This window comes from Gilliamella sp. Choc6-1 (assembly GCF_001690385.1).
Taxonomy (GTDB): Bacteria; Pseudomonadota; Gammaproteobacteria; order Enterobacterales; family Orbaceae; genus Gilliamella; species Gilliamella apicola_A.
Genome location: NZ_LZHI01000012.1, coordinates 51999 through 70466, shown reverse-complemented (window position 1 = coordinate 70466; position 18468 = coordinate 51999). Strand labels below are relative to the sequence as shown.

The 18468-nt window shown below is 32.7% G+C and carries 19 protein-coding genes; 4 read left to right on the top strand and 15 right to left on the bottom strand.

All coding sequences use genetic code 11. The annotated features are described in order from the left end of the window. Window positions 1-12: 12 nt before the first annotated feature. Window positions 13-1122 carry a protease SohB gene (gene sohB / locus A9G36_RS00795; protein ID WP_065585263.1) on the top strand — a complete coding sequence of 370 codons (1110 nt, stop codon included), beginning with the start codon at window positions 13-15 and terminating at the stop codon, window positions 1120-1122. 103 nt (window positions 1123-1225) lie between these two features. Here sohB and A9G36_RS00790 read toward each other — a convergent pair whose 3' ends face one another. The 15 genes from A9G36_RS00790 to A9G36_RS00720 all read right to left on the bottom strand — a co-directional run bounded on the left by A9G36_RS00790 (window position 1226) and on the right by A9G36_RS00720 (window position 14817). Then, window positions 1226-2452 carry a beta-ketoacyl-ACP synthase gene (locus A9G36_RS00790; protein ID WP_065568769.1) on the bottom strand — a complete coding sequence of 409 codons (1227 nt, stop codon included), beginning with the start codon at window positions 2450-2452 and terminating at the stop codon, window positions 1226-1228. Beyond that, on the bottom strand, window positions 2449-3180 hold the full coding sequence (locus tag A9G36_RS00785) for a 3-ketoacyl-ACP reductase FabG2 (protein ID WP_034943512.1): 732 nt from the start codon (window positions 3178-3180) through the stop codon (window positions 2449-2451). The genes A9G36_RS00790 and A9G36_RS00785 overlap by 4 nt, the downstream gene beginning before the upstream one ends. Continuing rightward, complete coding sequence (locus A9G36_RS00780) at window positions 3180-3659, bottom strand: ApeP family dehydratase (protein ID WP_065568768.1); 480 nt, start codon at window positions 3657-3659, stop codon at window positions 3180-3182. Before A9G36_RS00780 ends, A9G36_RS00785 begins: the two co-directional genes overlap by 1 nt. After that, a complete protein-coding gene (locus A9G36_RS00775; RefSeq protein WP_065568802.1) occupies window positions 3659-4840 on the bottom strand; it encodes a beta-ketoacyl-[acyl-carrier-protein] synthase family protein in 1182 nt (393 codons plus the stop codon). The genes A9G36_RS00780 and A9G36_RS00775 overlap by 1 nt, the downstream gene beginning before the upstream one ends. A gap of 1 nt (window position 4841) precedes the next feature. Further along, entirely contained in the window at window positions 4842-5414 is a 573-nt protein-coding gene (locus A9G36_RS00770) for a DUF3261 domain-containing protein (RefSeq protein ID WP_034943506.1), read from the bottom strand. Between the two features lie 26 nt (window positions 5415-5440). After that, window positions 5441-7765, bottom strand: coding sequence for an MMPL family transporter (locus A9G36_RS00765; RefSeq protein WP_065585262.1), 2325 nt, complete (start codon window positions 7763-7765; stop codon window positions 5441-5443). Further along, the gene (locus tag A9G36_RS00760; protein ID WP_034943504.1) at window positions 7743-8348 is read right to left on the bottom strand and encodes an outer membrane lipoprotein carrier protein LolA; all 606 of its coding nucleotides are present in this window, start codon (window positions 8346-8348) and stop codon (window positions 7743-7745) included. The genes A9G36_RS00765 and A9G36_RS00760 overlap by 23 nt, the downstream gene beginning before the upstream one ends. Continuing rightward, window positions 8345-8767, bottom strand: a complete 423-nt coding sequence (locus A9G36_RS00755; RefSeq protein WP_034943503.1) for an acyl-CoA thioesterase — start codon at window positions 8765-8767, stop codon at window positions 8345-8347. Before A9G36_RS00755 ends, A9G36_RS00760 begins: the two co-directional genes overlap by 4 nt. Continuing rightward, on the bottom strand, window positions 8757-10508 hold the full coding sequence (locus A9G36_RS00750) for a glycosyltransferase family 2 protein (protein WP_065585261.1): 1752 nt from the start codon (window positions 10506-10508) through the stop codon (window positions 8757-8759). The genes A9G36_RS00755 and A9G36_RS00750 overlap by 11 nt, the downstream gene beginning before the upstream one ends. Next, the gene (locus A9G36_RS00745; protein ID WP_065585260.1) at window positions 10499-12235 is read right to left on the bottom strand and encodes an ApeI family dehydratase; all 1737 of its coding nucleotides are present in this window, start codon (window positions 12233-12235) and stop codon (window positions 10499-10501) included. The genes A9G36_RS00750 and A9G36_RS00745 overlap by 10 nt, the downstream gene beginning before the upstream one ends. Continuing rightward, a complete protein-coding gene (locus A9G36_RS00740) occupies window positions 12205-12690 on the bottom strand; it encodes a hypothetical protein (protein ID WP_141670314.1) in 486 nt (161 codons plus the stop codon). Before A9G36_RS00740 ends, A9G36_RS00745 begins: the two co-directional genes overlap by 31 nt. Before the next feature lie 83 nt (window positions 12691-12773). After that, window positions 12774-13022, bottom strand: coding sequence for an acyl carrier protein (locus A9G36_RS00735; protein ID WP_034943500.1), 249 nt, complete (start codon window positions 13020-13022; stop codon window positions 12774-12776). 13 nt (window positions 13023-13035) lie between these two features. Further along, window positions 13036-13293 carry a phosphopantetheine-binding protein gene (locus A9G36_RS00730; RefSeq protein WP_034943499.1) on the bottom strand — a complete coding sequence of 86 codons (258 nt, stop codon included), beginning with the start codon at window positions 13291-13293 and terminating at the stop codon, window positions 13036-13038. 28 nt (window positions 13294-13321) lie between these two features. Beyond that, a complete protein-coding gene (locus A9G36_RS00725) occupies window positions 13322-14116 on the bottom strand; it encodes a lysophospholipid acyltransferase family protein (RefSeq protein ID WP_065568764.1) in 795 nt (264 codons plus the stop codon). Beyond that, on the bottom strand, window positions 14098-14817 hold the full coding sequence (locus tag A9G36_RS00720; RefSeq protein ID WP_034943497.1) for a beta-ketoacyl synthase chain length factor: 720 nt from the start codon (window positions 14815-14817) through the stop codon (window positions 14098-14100). Before A9G36_RS00720 ends, A9G36_RS00725 begins: the two co-directional genes overlap by 19 nt. A 119-nt stretch (window positions 14818-14936) precedes the next feature. Here A9G36_RS00720 and A9G36_RS00715 point away from each other — a divergent pair, with 119 nt between their 5' ends. The 3 genes from A9G36_RS00715 (at window position 14937) to aspT (ending at window position 18467) form a co-directional block, all read left to right on the top strand. Further along, window positions 14937-16022: a class I SAM-dependent methyltransferase gene (locus A9G36_RS00715; protein WP_065568763.1), complete on the top strand. Its 1086-nt coding sequence runs from the start codon at window positions 14937-14939 to the stop codon at window positions 16020-16022. Between the two features lie 35 nt (window positions 16023-16057). Continuing rightward, entirely contained in the window at window positions 16058-16459 is a 402-nt protein-coding gene (locus A9G36_RS00710) for a hypothetical protein (RefSeq protein ID WP_065568762.1), read from the top strand. Window positions 16460-16766: 307 nt separating this feature from the next. Beyond that, the gene (gene aspT / locus A9G36_RS00705; RefSeq protein WP_034943495.1) at window positions 16767-18467 is read left to right on the top strand and encodes an aspartate-alanine antiporter; all 1701 of its coding nucleotides are present in this window, start codon (window positions 16767-16769) and stop codon (window positions 18465-18467) included. Window position 18468: the final 1 nt, after the last annotated feature.

Here is an 18468-nt window from a genome sequence, read left to right as displayed (position 1 = left end):
GGTAATAATTAAATGAATTGGTTTTCTATGTATTCACTTTTCTTAGCTGAAACAGTAACAGTGGTTATAGCTATTCTAGCCGTGCTTATTTTTATATTAAGCCAACGCCGTAAGTCCATAACAGCGGCAGGGCGTTTATCAGTTAAAGATATTAGCCAAGAATATGAGCAAGCCAAAGATGATATGTTAATGTCAAGTATGGACGAGCTAGAAGCTAAACTGTTTATGAAAGATCTTAAAAAACAGAAAAAAAATGAGAGAAAGCAAGCGAAATTAGCAGCTAAACAAAAAAAGAAACAAGATAAAAAACAAGAAAAATCTGCCGAACAAACATCGTCAGATAATGTAGTTAAACCAGTAGAAAGTAATACAAACCAACAAGTAAAACCTAAATTATTTGTATTATCTTTCAATGGCAGCATGGATGCACACGAAGTTGAAGAATTACGCCAAGAAATTACTGCTGTATTAGCTGTTATTAAGCCTGAAGATAAAGTTGTCATTAAGCTTGAAAGTCCAGGTGGTGTTGTTCACGGTTATGGTCTTGCTGCATCGCAATTATTACGGTTTAGACAGCGTGATATACCTTTCACTGTAGTGGTTGATAAAGTTGCGGCGAGTGGGGGATATATGATGGCTTGTACCGCTAACAAAATTGTGGCAGCACCATTTGCAATTGTCGGGTCAATTGGTGTGGTTGCGCAGATCCCTAATTTTAACCGCTTACTCAAAAAACATGATGTAGACATTGAATTACAAACGGCAGGCGCTTATAAGCGTACATTGACTATGTTTGGTGAAAATACCGAAGAAGGACGTCAAAAATTCAAACAAGAATTAGAAGAAACTCACCTTTTATTTAAAGACTTTGTTAAAGAGTATCGCCAAAATGTCGATATCGAACAGGTTGCAACAGGCGAACACTGGTTTGCAACACAAGCTAAAAATAAAGGCTTAGTTGACGAAATTAGCACTAGTGACGACTTTATTTTATCTCACTTAGAAACACATAAAATTATCTCAGTCTGTTATCAACGTAGGCAAAGACTATCGGAAAGAATTTCGAAGAACGTGATAAAAAGTGTAGAAAGATTATTTTTTAGACAAGAAAACGGGCTGTAATAGTCCTTTTTTGTGATGAATGTCAACTTTTTAATTGATTTTTTGAGCTAATTATACTGATAGTTATAATTAGCTACCTTTTATCGTTATAGTGTTGATTAGATTAAAGTCGTTTGATGATAATTGAAGTATTTATCCCCCCAAATGCAAAATTGTTGGTTTGAAAATACTCAATATCTAAATTTCGACCGGTTCCTATTATATAGTCAAGCTCACCACATGCTGGATCAATATTATTTAGGTTAATTGTTGGATTGAACCAACCTGAGTGCATCATTTCAAGTGTTAGCCAAGCTTCTAATGCCCCACATGCACCAAGAGTATGACCGAAATAACTTTTTAACGATGAGATAGGTGTTTGATTACCAAATATTTCAGAAGTTGCATTACTTTCAGCTATATCACCGCGATCGGTAGCTGTACCATGAGCACTGATGTAACCAATATCCGCTGGTGATAAATTAGCTTTTTTTAACGCTTGTTCGATACATAGTTTCATTGTTTCTTTACGTGGTTGAGTAATATGGCTTGCATCACAATTTGTCATAAAACCGACTATTTCACCATATATTTTTGCTCCTCGTGCTTTTGCATGCTCGTATTCTTCAAGAATTAAAGCACCAGCTCCTTCACCAATTACCAAGCCATCGCGATCTTTGTCAAATGGACGAGGAGAGCTTTTAGGATTATCATTCTGTTGACTGGTAGCAAATAAAGTATCGAAAACGGCTGCTTCTGAAGGACATAACTCTTCTGCACCACCAGCTACCATTGCTGTTTGTATACCGTATTTGATGGCTTCATAAGCATAACCAATTGCTTGACTACCTGATGTACATGCACTCGACGTTGTAATTAAGCGGCCTTTTAGACCAAAAAATAATCCTGTGTTTACCGCTGTCGTGTGAGGCATCATTTTTATATAAGTGGTTGCTGTAATATTATTGGTATTTTTGTCATTTAACATAGCACCAAAGGCGGCTACTTGGTCAGTACTTCCTGTTGATGAGCCAAATGCAATTCCTGTATCGCCATTAGTTATGATTGGGTCATCTAATAATCCGGCCTTTTCAAGGGCAATTTCTGTGGCTTTTGTTGATAGTAGAGAAACACGTCCCATTGAGCGTATTTTTTTTCGTGTGTAGTGCTCAGGTATTTCAAAGTTGTCAATAGGTGCACCTAACTTAGTGTGCAAACCTTCATAAACTTCCCATTCTGGCATATACCTTACAGCATTTTCTAATTTTTTTAAGCTTGACTCAATACTATTCCAATCATTACCCAAGGAGGTAACTCCCCCCATTCCAGTTATGACAACTCTTTTAGTCATATCATTCCTCCATTGATTGAAATTACTTGTTTGGTTATATATCCTGACAAATCAGACATTAAATAACTAGCCAGACCTGCTACTTCATCCACTTGTCCCATGCGTTTTAATGGGATCATTTTCATTGCTTCTTGTAATGCAATAGGCTCCATATCTAAAATGCCGGTATCAATTAAACCTGGAGCAATACAATTCACGGTTATTTTTCGCTTAGCTAGTTCAAGTGCCAATGCTTTACTTGCACCGATTACTCCCGCTTTTGCTGCGCTATAATTAACTTGGCCACGGTTACCCGCTATCCCTGACACTGATGAGACGATAATGATTCTTCCGCCACTACGTAGCCCTATCATTGGCATTACACAAGGATGTAGTACATTGTAAAAACTGTTGAGATCAGTATGGATAACTTTAGTCCAATCATCTTCAGTTAAAGAAGGAAAAGCGCCATCTCGAATAATACCAGCATTGTTGATAACACCATAGTAAGCACCATATTGTTCTATATCGGCGTCGATATTTTGTTTGCACTGTAAACGATTGCTCACATCAAATTGTATTAATCGAGCTGTTCCACCTGCCTGTTCAATGATATGTTGTGTTTCTAGTGCACCTTGTTTATCACTATGGTAATGGACAACAATATCAAACCCATCTTGCGAAAGTTTACAAGCAATAGCTTTACCAATTCCTTTACTTGCACCAGTTACAAGGACTGTTCGTTTCATTATTCTTCTTCTCCTAATCGTGTTTTACCAAATAATTGATCAAGTTCTGATAAAGTTGGTTCGTAAACATTAAGTTTACTTGTCGCTACACATTGTTCATCAATCATTATATTACAGTCAAAATTGGCTAATCTAGCATCGTTAAGCACTAAATTAGTATGTATCATTAAGCGACGATTATGAGGGAAGTTTTGTAATGTTGTTTTTATTGATCGTCCACCTAATAGCATTCCTAAAACTGGTTTACTATTCTTCATTAAGCCATAGTATCCATTCCATACGCCAATTGTTTGAGCCATTAATTCAATGGCGTAAAAATTAGATAACGAGTAATCGCTATTTAAAAATGGTGCTAAAACGCTGGTTTTGCTTACTTGTACACTACAAATACATTGTTCATCTGTGATTAGATGAACCTTTTCTATCATTACCATAGGACTTTCATGTGGTAAATAATAATTTGCTGGAGAATATCGCATTATATTTTTCCAATAATAAGTGATGAGTTGTTACCACCAAAAGCAAATGAATTTGACATTATAATTGGGGTTTTTAACATCATGTTTTCAGTAACTATGTTGATTTCATCAAGATTTTTATCAAATGCTGATTTTGAAAAATCTTGCTGTGGTAAATAAATATCTTGATCTAATAATAGGTAACTAATAGCCAATTCTGTTGCCGCTGCACTACCTAAAGTATGCCCCGTTAAGTGCTTTGTTGAACTACAGGGAGCCAAGTTTGGGCTAAATAACCTATATACCGCTTTACTTTCAGCAAGATCATTTAATATGGTTGCTGTGCCATGTAAATTAATGTAACCAATATCATTTAAGGATAGATTTGCATTATCTAATGCTGCTCGCATGGCTTTTTCTGCCCCTAACCCTTCAGGGTGAGGGGAGGATATATGATAAGCATCAGACGATTCCCCCGTTCCTAATATTGCATAATCACTTGTTTTTTTATTAGTCAGTAAAAATATAGCACTAGATTCTCCAATGTTTATGCCATTACGGCTTTCTGCAAAAGGCATACATGGAGTGGTAGAAAGTGATTCAAGCGCATTAAAGCCATTAATTGGCATTCTTGCTAAACTATCGGCGCCACCAACAATTGCTGCATCAACTAACCCTGCTTCAATCAATCTTTTTCCACTAATGATCGCCCTTGCACTTGAGGTACAAGCAGTTGATATTGTGTAGCTTGGGCCTTTTAATTCAAGTAATGCCGTTAAGAAACATGAAGGATCTCCTAATTCTTGTTGATTATAGGTGAAAGAAGAAGCACTGTTTTGTGTTTGCAAATAATGTTTTACATTTATATCCCCTTCATGAATCCCTGAAGTACTTGTACCCATAATAATAGCAATTCGTTTATGACCATACTGTTTAATAGCTGATTCAATTTCTGATTGAATTTGTAAGTAAGCAGCATAAAGTAATTGGTTGTTGCGTGTTACGTATTTTTGCAAGTGTTCAGGGATGCTAGGTAAATTAGCATTAACTTTTCCTAACCAAGTTTTCTGACCATCTAGTAGCCAACCCTCTTGTTCAATTAAGCAATGTTGAGCACAATAGTTTTTAGTTAAACCCTGCTTAATTTCAGTTAAATTATTACCTAAAGAATTAATTGCACCAACGGCAGTAATATAAACCATTTTAATTTGTGTCCATGCTTTGTATTGTAATTTGATAACCAAATATGTGATGTTCAATTTGAATAGGTTTTCTAATATGCTCTGATGCTTTTTCAGTATAAGTAATATCAACGATAATTTGTTGTTTATCATCGCTTAGTGTTCTATGCAGATCTCTATCAACAAGCTGCCAACCTTGAGGTAACACAGTTTGCCATTCTGAAATCGGTAAGATACTTAACATAATATCTGATAATACTTGTTCAGGCGGGGGGAGCTCTTTAACAAAGATATTATTTTTTGAGTTAATAAGCTCACCATTATATTCAATTTCAAAAAGCCGAATACCAAGAGCTGAAAGACCAACAACTTTTAATTGATTATCGTTTACATCAACTAAAGTAATGATTGAATTTTCCTGATCATTATATTTAAACTTTAATAGCTGTTGATCATGATAATTTTGTTTCAAATTGATCATTGGGAGGTTAATTTTAACTTCTTTCGTTAACCATGCTTCTGATTGAGTTTTGGTTGCACAAGCTGAGACAAGCATTGTTAACAAAAATAAAATTAATATCGTAAATCTTTTCATCCTTAATTACCTGATTATTATTTATTTTAATACACTGTATATTTTTTTATGGCTAGTGGAGCAAATAAAAAAGCGGCAAGAATACCACTGGTTAGCACTAGCCCAAACCCCATGATTGCATTTGTATGACTTATTATAAGTAATCCAAAAGACAATAAAGTTGTTAATGCCGCCATTGTTACAGCTAATAAAGCACTTCGAGTTTGGCTTTTATAATTACTTAAAAAGAGACTATAATCTATACCGATGCCAATGACAAGAATGAGTGCTAACATCGAAAATAAATTAAGTGCTTGATTGATAATACCATGTACAGAAAGTGCAATACCGATTGATAATAATGTTGGTAGCACACTTTTTAATGCAGTTTTTAAACCATATTTACGATTGTGGAAAACAAAACATGAACATATTATTACTACAGCCCCAGTAAGTAGTTGGGATAGATGAATTCTGTAGTTAGTAAACATATTATTAAATTCAGTACGACGATCTAACCAATAAACTCCTTTATTTTCATAAGATAATTCCCTGATTTTATCTAATTTATTTATACCACTGATTGGAATAAGTGTGGCGCTTTTGCCATTTTTTCGCGTTAACCAAAGTAGTTTTCTACCTTGGCTAATTTCACTATTTTCCCATAATGTTGGTGTAATAAGGGTTTTTGTGTCGTTCAAATTTAGTAATTGAGTTTCTATGCCAATTTGTTTAAGTGAAGATATTATTTCAGGCATGTATTGATCGACTAATTCTATATTCTGTTGCTGTTTTGCAATGGACGGTAAATTTATGGATTGATATTGTTTAAATAAACCAGCTTGTTTTGCTTGTTCTAATTTCGGTAAAAATTGTTCCAATCGCTGTAATGTCTGTTCTGCTGTATCACCAAACACAATGAACCATTTTTGATCTGTTGTTTGATGCGTTATATCTATAATAGCTTGTTCTTCTTTTTGTAGTTGAACAGGCAAAGCTTGTAGTTTACCTATATCATCATCTATAGTTAGGTTGTTTATACCATATCCTATAAATATTATTGCTGATAATATCATTGACCATTGAACGCCTTTATTTTGCCAAAGATTAAGCCAAAAGGTCAAAAACTGAGATGCCACATTTTCGCGAGCAGGTAATTTGGGGGTTAAGAAAGGATACCAAAAAATAACAGTTAGAAATGCACCTATTAATCCAAATATAGCAAAAACTGAAAGCTGCTTTAATCCTGGAAATGGTGCTATTAATAAAATTAAGTAAGCAATAAGGCTTGAGCATAAAGCAATAGTTAATGTTACTAGCAATTTTTTTAAGCTAACATAGGTTGAATCTTGATTACCATGTAATAATCGCTCAGTTAGATAATGTAATGAGTAATCAATTGTAATGCCTATTACACTGGTGCTCATAACTAGCGTCATGACATGGATTTCACCAAAGATGGTTAATACAGCTACTGCACCGCAAACTATACCTATAAAAATGGATAATAGTGACAGCAAGATTGGTATAACAGATCGGAATACTATAATAATTAATATAATGATACCAATTATTGATAAACTGCCTATTGTTGAAATATCTTCTTTAGCAGCTAAACTTGCATTATCGCTATAATATAATACGCCGCGTTTTAAGATTTCTGTATCTGGCCACTTAGCTTTTAATTGCTCACTAAGTTTATTTAGTTGCGTAACAATTTGGTGTGATTGTTGCATATTAAACGATGAGCCATTTAATTCTGCATAGATCATGTACCACACATTACCTTGCTGATCTTGGCTTGATAACCAGCCATTTTTGACGGTTAGGCTACCTGTGTTGCCAAGTTGATTTAATTGCGATGAGCGCGTTAAGAGAAGTGGATCGCTATTAAGCTCTTTTGCGCTTACACCACTAAATGGTGAATATATTTGGCTTTGAATCCAAGCAAACTGTTTATGAGCTTTAAGTCGTTCGATCGTTTTTTCATCCATAAGTTGATAACGATATTGATAAGCAAATATCCCCCAGTTTTGTTGAAATTGCTCATCCATAAGCCCACTGATTCTGTGGATAAATGGTTGTTTATTTAGATTTTGATACCACCATTTTACTGATTCTAAATTATTAGGATCGGCAGGTTTAATTAACCATACTAATTGTTTATCAAGTCTGTCTTGAAATCCATTGATAAACTCCATAGGAACATTGTTTGTTTGCTCTTGAGGAAGCAAAGATAATACGCTGCTATTAATCTTACTATTAGAAAAAAGATAAGATGCAGTTAGCAGTAAACAAACTACAGTAATAAGCCATACAATAGCACAATTTTTTAATTTTTTTATATTATTATTTGAATAATGATTGTTCATGTTGTGCTAATTTCGTTGTTTGATGATTCAAAAATTCAAGGGTAGTTTTATCATGTTGCATATCATTTATGGTAATTTTTTCTAAATGTGTTGCTCCAATGAGTATTATTTGTTTAAAAATTTTATTTAATGGTGTTACTTTTGGGGTGAGTGTAAGAATCCAATGTTTATTTTGTTCAGATAATTCGATATCAAAATTAGTTTCTAGCATCTCTTTATCAGCAATAAAAAGACTTGTAAGCAAATTGTTAAACTGAAAGAGTTGGGGTTGGCTTTCAGCAGTGATGATTTGAGGTTTTTGATCTTCAATACTTTGTTCCATTCGTTTTGAATTTATCTTTAAGGTAATGACAAAAGGCGTTTGCTGTTGCCACCATAAACCTAAATCTTGGGATATTATCATTTTTCCAGTTGAATGTAATGGGTTTGGTAAACCATTTATATAGCGATATTGTATAAAATCAGCTCGCATAATTTTATTTTTGCTAAATTGCTGCTGAATATCTTCAAGTGTAATTGCTTGTGCAACAGTCGTAAAAAAAGCTATAAAAAAAGTTAATAAAGCGACTAAGTAATTTTTCATTTTAATAATCCGAACTGTTCTAAAAAAATTGTAGGTGTAACAAAACTCATCTCTTTCGTTGTCATGCATACAGCCACTTGAATGGTATAACCAGACGTTGTTTTTTTACCAGTTTTACTGTCCCTAATGGTATAGTTAATTTTTATTCGATTTTCATACTCTTCTAATTGAGCCGTAATTAGTAGAGTTTGTTCTACAAAAGTTGAATTAGTATATTTGATGCGAGCATCAACTATTGGCCAAATATATCCTGACTTTTGCATATCCATATATCCATAATTATATTTCTGGAATAATGCTTCTCTAGCTCTTTCAAAAAGTTTCAGATAATTACCATGCCAAACTACACCCATTGCATCGGTATCATGAAATGATGTTGTATATTCAATTGTTACACTGTGGTTAAAATTATTCTTCATCTTTATTATTACTTATGTGTATGTCATTTGTTTTAGGTTGAGTAAATTGCCAAAAGTCGTAAAAATTAAACCAATCGAGAGGCGATAATAGGCAATAATGTTCTAATCTTTTTGCATAATTTTGTATGATTAAATCAAGTTCAGCTTTACGGTTTTTTCTTGATATTTTTAATTTATCGGCAAAATGCTCAAAGTATATTTGAAAACGTCCGTTTGGTTTTAATCCCCAGGCTAAATAAACAGGAACACCTAAAGCTGAAGATAATATGAATGGTCCTTTTGGAAAAGGAGCTGGTTTGCCTAAGAAATCAGCCCAGCTTACTGATTCATCAAGCATTCTTTGGTGTGGATTGCTTGATGTTCTGTCACCAACAATCGCAACCCATTCGCCTTGTTCTAATTTTTGTTTAAGTAAAATTGCAGTGTCAGCACCAATTGAATCTACTTGTATTAGATTGAAGGTTGATGCTTGATTAGTTTCTTTAAGAATTTGATTAAAACGAGCAGCATGTTTTCTAAAAACAAGAGTATTAATTTTGATATTATGTGATAGTTGAGCAAGCGCTCTGCATATTTCAACATCTCCGAGATGTGAGCATATTAAGATAATACCCTGTTTATTAGATATTAAATCTAAGTAAGTATCCATATTGGGCGAATAAATATCGTCTATTTTTATGTCTCCTTGCCAACATGCTATTTTATCTAGAAACGATTCACCAAAGCGCTGAAAATGGTGAAAACTAGTGAGCTGATTTTTATTAATAAGAGGAATATTTTTATAATAATTACTAATTATTTCTATATACTGCTTAGATGCTTGACGTTGTTTTTTTCCTGTTAGCCAAAAATAGGTGATAACAGGAAACATAATTAATTTAGAGGTTTTTCTACCAAATATGTGGTAAAACTTCAGAATTAATCTAATTCCAAATAAGCCCTTTCGTTCTTGTGTTTGCGACCAATGAATTTGCTCATCGTTTTTTTTATAATTCCTTTTTATTAACGGTAGTATGCGTGGAAGCATTCCCAAAAATAATTTAGTATGCATCTTGGTAATGAGTAAATTATCTTTAAACGCTTTGAAATGTGATATGCCATCTTTAGGATATGTGACTTTAGTTGGCACAAAAATAGACGGTATACCTTTCCAATATAATTGGACCATGATATCTGTATCGAAATCCATTCTTTTTCCTATATTGGATTGCTTAATAAGATTACATGTTGCTTGTAAAGGATAAACACGAAATCCACACATACTATCTTTTATTGAAAAAGATAAGGTTTCAATCCATACCCAAAAATGCGTTATATATCGGGCAATAAGCCGATGTTTAGGGACACTATTATCATATATTGGACAACCAGATATTAAGGCATGAGGATTTTGTAATGATTGTTCAATAAGTTTTTTTACAATCTGGCTATCATGTTGACCATCCGCATCTATTTGTATTGCATAGGCATAACCTTGGTTATATGCATATTCCAATCCTGTCATAACTGCCGCACCTTTTCCTTGGTTTGTTTTTAAACGGAGTAGCGTGACCCACGGAAACAAGGCGATAATTTGATCCATTTTTTGAACTTCATTAACTGAACTTCCATCATCGACTAAAATGCAATTTATCTCATAAGATGCAAGATGTTTGAGAACACCAAGTAATGCTTCACTGTGGTTATAGCAAGGAATAACAAAGCAATAATTAGAAGGAATAAAAAATGGAACTACCGACATAATGTTAATTTTCCTAAACTTGCTATTTTTGCATTATCATTAGGTGTAATAAATGTGTAAGTAAACTCTAATTTATTAGTATCTTTATCCCATTTCAAATGCAGCATTAAATGATCTTCTGGTAGGACAGGGCATTGAAATTTAATCACATCTACTGATGATAAATATAATGCTGAATCAAAACATTTTTTAGCATAATGTACAACCCAATTAAGCTGAGTTACGCCAGGTAGTAATGGTTGGGATGGAAAATGTCCTTTAAACCAGAACAGATCTGGTGATATATGCAGTTCAATGTCAGCTTGCGTGTCACTAAAATTAATGCTAATTTCCTTTGAAAATTCTTTTTTCATTCTTTTCTCTGATGTTTCAAATAATTTCTTTAATTCAATATACGTACACTTCCCTTGAGAATTTTTAGGTAAAGAATCAATAAATCGCCATTTTTTAGGCATTTCGTTTAATGATAATGTATCTATCAATAAATGTCGAAAATATTGTGTTAATTTGAAATGATCTTTGTGCTTTAGTTGTTGTTTGTATTTCGGCGATAATTCGATAATTGCCCCCAATACTGTTCTATTATTTTGTTCTATTGGGATAATAATTGCCTGTTGTACTTCATTGAGCTGGTTAATTTGGTTTTCAATATAAGTTAGCGAGACTCTATTTTCAGAAATTTTAATAATTTTATCTATTCTACCAATCAAGTGAAAATGGTTATCATCAACCTTTTTTAGTTTATCGTTTAACGGCTCAGGTTGTGCTAATAAAGGTGAAATTAGCTGAGGTCTTTCTGAGATATATTCAATTTTCATTGAAGAAAATAATTGCCAAGCAGTATTAATATGTTCTTGCTGGCGAGTTGCGATAATGCCTGTTTCGCTAGAGCCATATATTTCATTTGGAAGTACATTAAAATTTTGTTTACAGAATTGAGCCTCTTCATAAGTGAGTTTCCCTCCAGAAGAAATAACTTTGTCACAATCAATTTTGGGTAATTTACTATCTAAAGTTTTAATAATGGAAGGCGTTGTAATATAAATAATTTTTTTATTATTATAAGTTATGAGCTGTTCTTGGTAGAGTATTGCTTCACAAACAAAAGGTATTTTACTACATAGAGATAACATTATTTTAAATGTTAGACCATACATATGTTCGTGTGAAACTGATGAAAGAAATAAATCATTGTTAAATTCCCCCCAATTGTTTTGGAGTTCTTGAATTTCGTACTCAAGCTGTAAAATTGATTTGTCAATTGATTTAGGTAATCCTGTCGATCCAGAAGTAAATAGTGTTAATGTTTGTTGTTTAAAATCATTGTTAATTAATTGAGAATCCTCTATTAAGTTATTAGAGTTAATTTGATCTATAGTGACAATCTCTTTTTTCAGAAGCTCTTTTTTATTAATCTCTACGTTGTCTGTTAATAATCCTTCAAAATGATGCTGTAATTCTTGATAATGTGGATTAAGTAAATATGGATGTTTACCAACATAGAAAAGAGCAAGCAACCCCGCAACGAAATTAAAACTGTCTTGCATATATAACGCCCAATGTTTATTAGGGTTATGATGTAATGCGTTGCTTAGTAGTAAAACTTGTTTTTTTAAATCACGTATTGATAATGGTTGCTTATTTCTAAAAGCTATAATTTCATGTTCAGGGCGTGATAACTGTTGTGATAGTTTAACTATTGTTGAATTCTTCGACGCAAAAGCCATTCTCCCCCCATAAATACTCCAATTAATACATAACTAATTAAACCATTATAGATTGTCCACCAATATGTATTATTGATTAAACAAGTGATCAAGGCTACTGTTCCATTGAAAACAAAGAATAGACACCAAAATATAGTAACTTTTCTTGTATATTGAATCGCATCAACCGATAAGTCTGGATTCTTGATTCTGGCAAATGTCTCAATAATAGTTTGAGGTTGCGATAAAGAGTAGCTAAAAAAAACAAATAATACTACATTGACCATGACTGGATAATAAAGTAGTAATTGATATTTAGAAAATAACCAACTGGTCAATGCTAAGATCATGCCTATACAAGCAATAATCTTAGCCGTCCATTTTATATTAGATATTACATTCGGTAATGTTACTAACCGTATAAGAAATAAAATAATTAAACATAAAATGGCTAAATTTATATGTTTATTTTGCATAGATAAGTAGATAATAAAAGGGTAACAAACGATTAAAATACTTGTTACACATTTTGTTATTAACTTAATTTTTTTCATGCCAATTATTTTGTATTTGATAGATTATATACGGCTTCAACAACATCTTGTACCGTTCTAACTGATTTAAAAGTTTCAGGCTCTACTTTTTTACCAATCAGCTTTTGTAGATGCACAACTAAGTCAACAGCATCAATGCTATCAAGATCTAGTTCTTCAAATAGTTTTGATTCAGGTTTTATGTCACCTTCAGGTAGTTCAAAAATTTGCACTAGTACAGATTTGACTTGTTCAAAAATTTGTTGCTTTTCCATACTATAATGCTCCTTATTGTTTTTGTGATAAGATAAAACTAGCTAATGTCTTGACTGAATAAAACGCTTTTTTAGTTTCGTCACTTTCAGCCGATAAAACAATACCATATTCTTTTTTAATAGCTAAACCAAGCTCTAATGCATCTATTGAATCTAAGCCTAATCCTTCGACGAATAATGGCGCTTCAGTTTCAATATCATCAGGTGTGATATCTTCAAGATTAAGAACTTCAATTATAAGTACTTTAATGTCATGATGTAAGTTTTCCATTAGGTTTCCTTTTTCTATTTGATCAATATTAATTTATCCTACTTTTAGTAAAAAATGAGGTTAAATAGCTGGTTAATCTTCTTGCTGCAATAGTTGTATTTTGATCCATAAAATCATCAATCAAAATCTTTTCTCCAACTGTAATTTTAAAAGAAGCTTTTTGGATTGGTATGTCATACCACCTTTGATGTTTAATTAGATAAGGTGGATCACATTGAATATGAACTACACGGATGTTTGCATGACAGCGTAAAGCAATATTAGCAGCACCTCTATGTAATTTTATTGGTTGATTAGGGACAGTTCTTGTTCCTTCTGGAAATATTAATATTCGGCCTCCATTTAGTAGTATATTCTGGCACTGTGGTAATATTTTTTCAGATTCAGCATTTAGGATATAGCCTGCTGTTTTAATTATTCGGCTGACAAAAACATTATGAAGTAATGCTCCCTTAACCAAACAATCACAACGAGGCATAACAGATGCTAAGAGTACAAAGTCAAGTAAAGAAGGATGATTAGCAACGATTAAGCAATTTTTATCTTGATTAAGTTTTTCGAGGCCATCAAATTGATATTGAATGACGTTTAAGAATTTTAATATCCTTATAAAAATTCTAAAACTAAAACTGATACTTATTTGAACAATAACGATTCGTTTGTTTTTATTCCAAACAAATAGCCTTAATAAGCTAAACCACAATATTGATAATACAACTAAACCACATAATCCAAAAAGCATGAATCCTAATGCAGTAGCAAATAATCGCCACCATTGGTTGATGCTGTAATTATTTTTTTTTACTAAAGGTTTAATGTCCATTGCCAATCCTGAGTATTTCCTTGTATTGTAAATTGTTTTTGTTTATTCAAATATGCATGCAAAAAAGCAAGAGATTGAGGATAATCGGGCTGATAAATCTTCGGTGTTTTTTTGATGCTTTGGCAATTAATTTCATTACCTTTTGCCAATATATATCCAACTGCATAAGCAGGAACTAACGGTTTGATTTCTTTGTGGTATGCTTCAGGAACCAATCCATCAAAGTCAATCAATAAGACTTTTTTATTTCCTTGATGCAATACTGCAAGAGATTCAATCAAGCCTTGTTGGAAGCTGTCATTATGAGCTGAAAGTGAGCTTATCGGTATCGTTTTATTACTAACGATAGTCAATAATCCAGAGGCGGTATTATGAACAGAAAGAGTAAAATCAGTTGGCGAGATATCTATATTTCGATTCAGTGTAGATAAAATTTTATAGGTTCTTTCTAATTCGCCATGTTGGCTAGTGAAAATAGCTAAATCCAAATTATTATTCTCAATAAGATTAAGCCCTACTTCAACAGCAAATCGTGATGCGATACTCATTCTTCGAGATTGCATCATAGGTATTTTTGTTACTTTAGGTAATGGTAAACTCCAATCATGAACGGGATTTTTAGACCATAATTCCCAATCATGTTTCTTTGATAATCCTGAAGATAAAGCAAACCAACTCTCAACTGCAAAAGAAAAATTCATTTTATTAATATTTTTATTAATTACTTATATTAACTATAATTTGTTAATTTATTGACCAAATTATTACATATATTTATAATTTGTAAATACTACATCAAAATTTAAAAAAGGCAATACTATTGGCTACACAAGAAAATTCAAAATATGGATATGATAAAGATATCTATACCGCATTAGAGGCAATTACTGAAGCGCAAAAAATAGCATTTTCACCAATTTTATTTCAAGCAATTGTTTGCATGAAAAATAAGGGAATTTTGGCGTGTTTAGACCGAGCAGGTCAAAAAGGAATCAGTATTGATAACTTAGTCAAAGAAGTTTCTTTATCTCCTTATGCAATTCAACTTTTGTTAGATGTTGGTTTGAGCATGCATGTTATTTATCAACATGATTCGCATTATATCTTAGGTAAAATAGGTCATTATTTATTACATGATAGAATGACTCATGTTAACCTTAATTTCACTCAGGATGTTTGTTATCAAGGTATGTTCTATCTTCAAGATTCTTTAGAAAGCGGTTGTCCAAAAGGATTAAAGGTTTTTGGAGATTGGAAGACAATTTATCCAGCATTACAGCAATTACCTGAAAAAGCTAAACAAAGTTGGTTTGAGTTTGATCATTTTTATTCCGATCACTCATTTCCTAGCGCTTTTCTTTATGTTAACCAGCTAAACCCCAAACATATATATGATGTTGGTGGAAATACCGGAAAGTGGGCAATTTATTGTGCAAAACACAATCCTGATATTAAGGTGACATTACTTGATTTACCAGAACAAATTACTGTTGCTGAAAAAAATATTAAGCAAATTGGTTTAGAACATCGCATTGATAGTTATGCTGTAGACTTATTATCTGCTGAAAGGCTACCTAATAAAGCAGATGTTTGGTGGATGAGCCAATTTCTAGATTGTTTTAGTGAAGAGCAAATTACAAACATTTTAAAGTTAGTTCACCGTAGTATGAAAGATGATGCTACAGTTTGCATAATGGATATTTTTTGGGATAGACAAGATTTTGAAGCGGGTGCATTAAGCTTGAATGCTTCTTCTTTATATTTTACGTGCTTGGCAAATGGCAATAGTCGTTTCTATCACTCTAAAGTATTTTATAAATGTCTGAATGATGCAGGTTTTCACGTCGAGAAAGATATCGATGGCCTAGGTTTTGGTCATTCATTATTAATATGTAAAAAGCGTTAAGTGAACATAATTAACAATAATTCAAGGAGTAATAAATGAAGTTATTAAAATATTTATCGATACTTTTATTCATCTCATTTTTATTTGGTTGCGGTAATAATAAATATGACACTCCAAAAAATACTTATACACAAGTGAATGGTCTTACTAAAGAGCAAGTAAAAGCAGCTATTTTAGCATCTGCCACTAAAGAACCATCCAGATTTAGTAATTGGAAAATGACTGTTGCTGATAAAAATACAATTCGTGCTACTTTAGTCAATCGCGAGTATCAAGTTGTTGTTAATATACCTTATTCTGCTGAAGGTTATGCAATTAATTTTGTTTCTGGTAGTACAAATTTAACCAATAATAAAGGTCAAATTCACCGAAATTATAAACGTTGGATAAAAAAACTTGATAATAATATTAAGTTAAATCTTGCTAAGGCGAAATAATTAAGTTTCTTACATTTTATTCACTTATATTTAAGTTGTTTTGAGATATGCAATAAGCCCAATTTGTTATTGGGCTTATTAATATAGTCAACTTTGTTATATCTGTTTTTAAATTAAAAATGCATAATTATTGATTAATCATTTTTCTAACAATGATATCAATTGTTAAAATTGACTTTCTATTCTTTCAATAACAGTTTAGTATAAATACGTATTCATAATATTTTAATGAATATTTTTTAAACCCCTTTTTGTATCTTTTCTTATATTTTTAATTCACCATTTTTAGCACTTGAGGACAATTATTATGTTTCAATGGCTTTCAAATTGGATTTTAGATGGACTAAAACACTCACCGGAAATTCTTTTATTTCTTTCTTTGAGTTTGGGTTATTTAATTGGCAGTATTCGTATAGGTAAATTTCAGCTTGGTGGAGTTGCAGGCTCATTGCTTGTTGCTGTTGCACTAAGTGTTTTTGGCGTTACAGTTGATTCTGGTGTTAAAGCAGTTCTTTTCGCACTGTTTATCTATGCTGTTGGTTTTGAAAGTGGTCCACAGTTTTTTCGATCACTAGGTGTTAAAACATTACGAGAAATCTTTTTAGCATTGTTTATTGCTATAATTGGTTTTGTGACAGTGGTAGTATTAGCAAAAGTTTTCAATTTAGATAAAGGGTTAGCTGCAGGATTGGCTGCAGGTGGGTTAACTCAATCAGCTATTATGGGTACAGCTTCTGATGCTTTAAGTCAGCTGGGTTTAAGTGCCGAAGAGCTCAGGAGATTGCAGGGTAATGTGACAATTGGCTATGCCGTTACTTATATCTTTGGTTCGCTAGGGGCAATCATTGTTTGTGTTAATATTTTACCAAAAATAATGGGGCGAGATATTAGTGATGATGCCATAAAAGCTCAATCAGAACAGCTTAATGGCTCGCTATTATTAGGCGCTAATCAAAATTTCGCTTTATCTGATATTAGTGGTCGTTTATATCATGTAACTAATAAGATTAATCAAAGCGTTTCTGATATTGAAAAAATGGTTAATGGTATTAGCATTGAACGAATAAAACGTGACAATAAAATTTTAGAAGCAACTCCAGATGTTTTAATAAAAGAAAAAGATATTATTTTGGTTGTTGGTCATCGCGATGCCATGATTCAAGCAAATGATCTTCTTGGCACTGAGGTTAATTCTGCCTCAGGGATGGATGTTATTATGAATACGCAAGATGTTGAGATGCGTAACTCTCGTTATGTTGGTGAAAACTTAATGCAGGTGCTTTCCTCTGATGAAGTTATGAAGTTAAAGCATGGTATTTATTTAGTCGCTATTCATCGAGATGGTCAGCCTCTTCCACTTAATAATGATATTGTCTTAAAACTTGGTGATGTGATAACTATTTACGGTGCTGATAGTGATCTTCGGCGTGTAATTGATAAAATTGGTGCGCCAATTACCAAAAGCGAGAAAACTGATTGGATATTTCATGGCCTAGGTTTGGTCGTTGGACTTATTATTGGTTTAATTGTTATTCATGTAAGTCATATCCCAATTACATTAGGGGCTGGCGGAGGAGCATTACTTTCTGGTTTATTATTTGGTTGGTATCGTGCTCTGCATCAAACTTATGGAAACATTCCTTCCGGAGCGCTACAACTTTTAAAAGATTTTGGTTTAGCTGGCTTTGTTGCTGTAGTTGGTTTAAGTTCAGGGCTTCAAGCAATTGATACTATAAAAGAACAAGGGATTTCCCTATTTTTAATAGGTGTGATTGTCACATTATTACCAATGTTACTTGCTATCTATTTTGGTAAATATATCCTTGGTTATAAAAATGCGGCAGTATTTGCTGGTGCCTTAGCTGGTTCTCGAAGTGCTAATCCAGCTTTTGGGGAAGTGCTAAATAAAGCCGGCAACTCAATACCAACTAACTCTTTCGCTATTACTTATGCATTAGCTAATGTTTTCTTAACACTTTTAGGTCCATTTGTAGTTGCTTTTGTTTAAT